Source organism: Alishewanella sp. WH16-1 (genome assembly GCF_001441695.1).
GTDB classification, from domain to species: domain Bacteria; phylum Pseudomonadota; class Gammaproteobacteria; order Enterobacterales; family Alteromonadaceae; genus Alishewanella; species Alishewanella agri.
Map to the genome: position 1 here is coordinate 1 of NZ_LCWL01000028.1, position 5,209 is coordinate 5,209.

4 protein-coding genes and 1 pseudogene are annotated in these 5,209 nt (G+C 53.2%); 2 read left to right on the forward strand and 3 right to left on the reverse strand.

Annotation, left to right across the window (positions count from 1 at the left end):
- Nucleotides 1-17: 17 nt before the first annotated feature.
- Both lspA and AAY72_RS03215 read right to left on the reverse strand, forming a co-directional pair.
- Nucleotides 18-530 (reverse strand): signal peptidase II, encoded by a 513-nt coding sequence (lspA, locus tag AAY72_RS03210; protein ID WP_057785558.1) that lies wholly within the window; start codon nucleotides 528-530, stop codon nucleotides 18-20.
- A 3-nt stretch (nucleotides 531-533) separates the two neighbouring features.
- A complete protein-coding gene (locus AAY72_RS03215; RefSeq protein ID WP_057785559.1) occupies nucleotides 534-1,430 on the reverse strand; it encodes a cation transporter in 897 nt (298 codons plus the stop codon).
- A 95-nt stretch (nucleotides 1,431-1,525) separates the two neighbouring features.
- Between AAY72_RS03215 and cadR the strand changes: the two genes are divergently transcribed.
- Entirely contained in the window at nucleotides 1,526-1,933 is a 408-nt protein-coding gene (gene cadR, locus AAY72_RS03220; protein ID WP_001219640.1) for a Cd(II)/Pb(II)-responsive transcriptional regulator, read from the forward strand.
- 153 nt (nucleotides 1,934-2,086) lie between these two features.
- On the opposite strand, the gene AAY72_RS03225 is transcribed toward cadR, so the two are convergent.
- A complete protein-coding gene (locus AAY72_RS03225) occupies nucleotides 2,087-4,411 on the reverse strand; it encodes a heavy metal translocating P-type ATPase (protein WP_082628927.1) in 2,325 nt (774 codons plus the stop codon).
- 316 nt (nucleotides 4,412-4,727) lie between these two features.
- Between AAY72_RS03225 and AAY72_RS03230 the strand changes: the two are divergent.
- Nucleotides 4,728-5,036: pseudogene (locus AAY72_RS03230) on the forward strand (response regulator); the annotation flags it as partial.
- Between the last annotated feature and the right edge of the window lie 173 nt (nucleotides 5,037-5,209).

Here is a 5,209-nt window from a genome sequence, read left to right on the forward strand (position 1 = left end):
TTGTATAGGCGTAGGTGTCAGTCAGATCCATCCGACTCGGCATTGGTGTTTGCTTTTTTACCCAACAAGCTGCTGGAAACTAAAAGTAAGGCACCGAGGACAATTGCAATATCAGCCAGGTTGAAGGCCGGCCAATGCCAGTCTCGCCAATAGAAATCAAAGGAATCCACAACATAGCCGCGAAAGACCCGGTCAATCAGGTTGCCCATGGCGCCACCGAGGATAAGACTGTAAGCGATGGCTTCTCCTTTATGACGATTTTCAAGGATCAGCTTGATCAGAAAAATCGAGACCACTACCGCGATTCCGATAAAAAAGTAGCGCTGCCAGCCTCCACCATTCGCAAAAAGACTGAATGCGGCACCGGTATTCCATACGTGTACCCAGTTAAAGAATGAGGTCACTGAAATAGACTCGCCATATGCCATTGATTGTTGCACCAGCCATTTTACGGCCTGATCAGACGCTGCCAGCAGGCCGGAGATGGACAACAGAGCGCACGGTGACAGATGTTTGCCAAAAATGGACATTGCTTAATCCTTGAGCGCCAGAATGCGTCTAGCACCGTTAAGTACAATTACCCCCGCGATGGTGCCGATAATCAGATCCGGATAATTGGACCCGGTCCACGCGACCAGAGCGCCGGCGGTGATGACCCCCAGGTTGATCACCACGTCGTTGGCCGAGAATATCCAGCTTGCCTTCATGTGCGCCCCGCCCTCCCGATGTTTGGATATGAGCAGCAGACAACTGGTATTGGCAATCAATGCGACGAATGCGATAGCCATCATCACCAGCGATTCAGGCTCACTACCGAATACAAAGCGTCTCACCACCTCTATGAGTACGCCCACAGCCAAGATCAGTTGCAGTACACCAGCAAGATGCGCGGCACGTACCTGCATTTTCACGCTATGTCCAACCGCATAAAGGGCAAGCCCGTACACCGCCGCATCGGCAAAATTGTCCAGGGATTCTCCAATCAGGCCGGTGGACCGGGCGATCAGACCGGCAGACATTTCCACCACGAACAGAAGTGCATTGATGCCGAGCAACCAGCGCAGGGTCCCGGATTCTTGCTTAGCAGAAGCTGCCGAAAACTCGGCGGCCTTGATGGTCTCCGGATTTGCAGCGACGGTTTCCTGAAGCGAGGCGCCTAGCCCCAAGGTCTTCAGTTTCGAGGTGACGGGCTCGACCTCACCGTCATGCACGACCTTCAACCGGCGGTTCGACAAGTCGAAGGACAGCGCCCGAATCTCCTCAAAGCCGTTCAGGGCTAGGCGAATCATTCGTTCTTCTGATGGACAGTCCATCTTCGGCACGGCATAAACACTGACCCATTCCCCCGACGCATCGGAGGAGGCCTGCATATCGGTATCCGCCGCAGGCCTTGCATGGTCGCCACAGGGGCCTCCGCAGTTTTTACTCATGATATGACTCCACTTGAATGTGATCGGGTTTTCATTTAAAACTATATAGTAGCTATAATGTCAATAGCGTAGAGAATCCGTTGCGGAGGAACCCGATGCGTATTGGTCAGTTGGCACAGTCAGTAGGGGTAGATACACAGACGATCCGCTTCTACGAACGGCAGGGCTTGTTGCCGCCGCCTGGTCGGCAGGAGAACGGTTACCGTGTCTATACCGAGAAACACGTTGAGCGGCTGGCCTTTATTCGTCGCTGCCGCATCCTGGATCTGTCACTGGCAGAAATTCACGAACTAAAGCGCTATCAGGACGACCCTCATCAGTCCTGTACCGCTGTCAACGCCTTGCTCGATGATCACATCTCTCATGTGCGGTCGCAGATAACCGCTCTGCAAGCGCTTGAGAAACAACTCGTTTCACTAAGAGCGCGTTGCAACGATGACCGGGAAGTTAAGGCGTGTGGGGTTCTTGCTGGAATTAGCGAAGGAAACATGCACCAGCAGTAGGTGAAGCATCAACCAGATAATCCGATGAGATGCCGGTCTGTCTCACTCTCATGCAAAGGTAAGATCAACCATTTAATCCCCTTACCCGAAAAACCGAAGAAAAATGGCGAGTAGAGACTCGCCATTTTCCGCTACCCCCTCGACGTATCCAGCTTAAACCGAACCACGAAGCCGCAGCGAGTTGAATACAACGGACGCTGAACTCAGACTCATCGCCAGGGCTGCAAACATGGGTGATAGAAGCAACCCGGCAAACGGGTACAGGACGCCAGCAGCCAGTGGAACGCCTAACGCATTATAAATGAACGCAAAACCAAGGTTCTGCTTCATATTGAGAACAGTCTTGTTTGACAGGTCCCGGGCAATCGAGATACCCCGCAGGTCTCCTTTTACCAAGGTGATTTGCGCACTGTTCATCGCTACGTCCGTCCCGGTTCCCATAGCGATACCGACATTCGCCTTGGCCAGTGCCGGGGCATCGTTGATGCCGTCGCCCGCCATCGCAACGATGCAACCTTCTGATTGAAGCTTATCAACCAGATTCAGCTTGTCGGCCGGTTTCACTTCGCCATGAACTTCGTCTATGCCTAGTTGTTCGGCGACCGCTTTTGCCGTTGAAATACCGTCACCAGTAGCCATGATGACCCTGATTCCCGCGGCCTTGAGCGCCTGTACCGCTTCAGGGGTGCTCTGTTTGATGGGGTCGGAAACGGCGAGTAGGCCGACCAGTGTGCCGTCAACCGCCAGGTACATCACACTCGCACCCTTTATCCTCCATCCCTCAGCGGTGGCAGCCAGGCCATCAACATTGACGTTATCCTGCTGCATGAACGCAGTGTTGCCCAACAGCAGTATTTTGCCTTCAACCTTGCCCCGTACGCCTATGCCGCTACCCGAGTCAAAGTCGTCCACTGGGCTGAGCACCAAATTACGTTCGCGCGCAGCGCTGACAATAGCGTCAGCCAAAGGATGCTCGCTGCCTTGATCGAGGCTGGCAGCCAGGCGCAAGATTTCATCGGCGTCCAACTCGCCAGCGGAAACAGCCTGATCGAATGCGGGTCGGCCTTCTGTCAAGGTGCCGGTCTTGTCTACGATGAGCGTATCGACTTTGCGCAGATTTTCTATTGCTGCTGCATCACGAAACAGAACACCCTGGGTTGCGCCTCGTCCGGTAGCAACCATGACTGACATGGGCGTTGCGAGCCCCAACGCACAAGGGCAAGCGATGATCAGAACAGCGACCGCATTGATCAGGCCATAGACCCAGCTTGGCTGCGGGCCGAACATGCCCCACACGACCAAGGTGAGGATGGCGATGGCTACCACCGCCATGACAAAGTAACCCGCCACCAAATCAGCCATCCGTTGCATCGGCGCCCGAGAGCGTTGGGCCTGAGCCACCAACTGGACAATTTGTGACAACACAGTGGCCGAGCCGACTTTCTCCGCCCGGATCACAAGTGCACCAGAGGTGTTCATCGTTGCCCCTATGACCTTGTCACCCGGGCGCTTGCTGATGGGTAACGATTCACCAGTCAACATGGATTCATCGAGAGAACTTGCACCCTCTTCAACAATGCCATCGACAGGAACTTTCTCACCGGGACGTACGCGTAAACGATCACCTTCATGCACATGCGTCAGCGGTACATCTTCTTCTGTTCCGTCTGCATTGATACGGCGGGCCGTCTTGGGCGCCAGACCGAGCAATGACCGGACGGCAGCGGATGTCTGGGAACGCGCGCGAAGCTCCAGCACCTGACCAAACAGCGTAAGGGAAATGATCACCACTGCGGCTTCGAAATAAACCGCCACACGCCCCATGGACATGAATGTTTCCGGAAATATACCGGGAGCTACGGTTGCCAGCGAGCTGTAGACGAAGGCGGCACCGGTACCCAAGCCGATGAGCGTCCACATGTTGGGACTGCGGTTGACCACTGATTGCCAACCCCGTACGAAGAACGGCTGTCCGGCCCACAGCACCACGGGAAGCGACAGTACAAGCTCTATCCACGTTTGCGTCGCCATCTCGAACCAGCCAAGCTGTGGCCCAAACATGGCAAGCACCGTGACAATGACGGTAAAAGGCAATGTCCACCAGAATCGCCTGGAAAAATCGTCCAGCTCGGGATTGTCATCTTCCAGACTGGGCATCAGGGGTTCAAGTGCCATGCCGCATTTAGGGCAGGTTCCGGGGTTGTCCTGACGTATTTCCGGATGCATCGGGCACGTATAAATTGTGCCTTTGACCGCTTCCGAGGGAGGTGGCGGGGTTGGTGAAAGAAACTTCTCAGGGTCATGCTGGAATCTATTCATGCATTTGGTGCTGCAGAAGTAGTAAGTTTTACCCGCATGCTCAACATGCTGGGCAGAGTCTGCCGTTACACCCATGCCGCAGACCGGGTCTGTAAGCCCTGAGCCCGTGTGGGAGGGTGTATGGTGATGACAATGAGACTCAGAATTATCGTGACCCATGGATAAGCACCTTTTCAAATAAGCAGGCAGTTTGCGCCGCGTTTTTTGCGGCTTCTTAAAGGAGGAGATTACATGAATCATGATACCATAAACTTATTAGTTAAAGATGACCAGGCTGCTCCCGCAAGCATTACATTTTAGTCATGTTATGCGAACAACGCTTTTCTCACCGATATAACCTAGCTTCCGGCCACCAACATTACATATTTGTCATTTTCTGGTCATGTTGTGGGCAGATTTCAGACTATAAAATTGATATTGACGACAATGAAATGGACTGGCTTCATTGGCCTGAACTGTAGAGCGGAGTGGAACGATGAAGATTCTCATCGTAGAAGATGAAGTAAAAACTGGGGATTATATCCGGCAGGGCTTCATGGAATCCGGCTTTGTGGTAGATCTCGCCCGGACCGGGCTCGATGGTCACCACCTGGCGATTACCGGCTCGTATAACTTGATTGTCCTTGATGTAATGCTGCCTGATGTGGATGGCTGGCGAATTATGCAGTCATTGAGAGAGGCCAGATCCATCACGCCTGTGTTATTTCTCACCGCAAGGGACAGTGTAGAAGACCGGGTCAAGGGTCTGGAATTGGGAGCGGACGACTATCTGGTCAAGCCTTGGCAATCTATGGGTACAAATATTTGTGCTTTGTGCCTGAGGGTAGTTAACCTGCAAATTCGACTTAACTTTAAATGCTCCAAAGTTCGTCTCGCTTAACTCGTGCCGAATGTCCGCTTTCAGTGAAAAGCTCCGATTTAATCGAATCTCAGTGAATTTCTGCTATTGGCACAAAG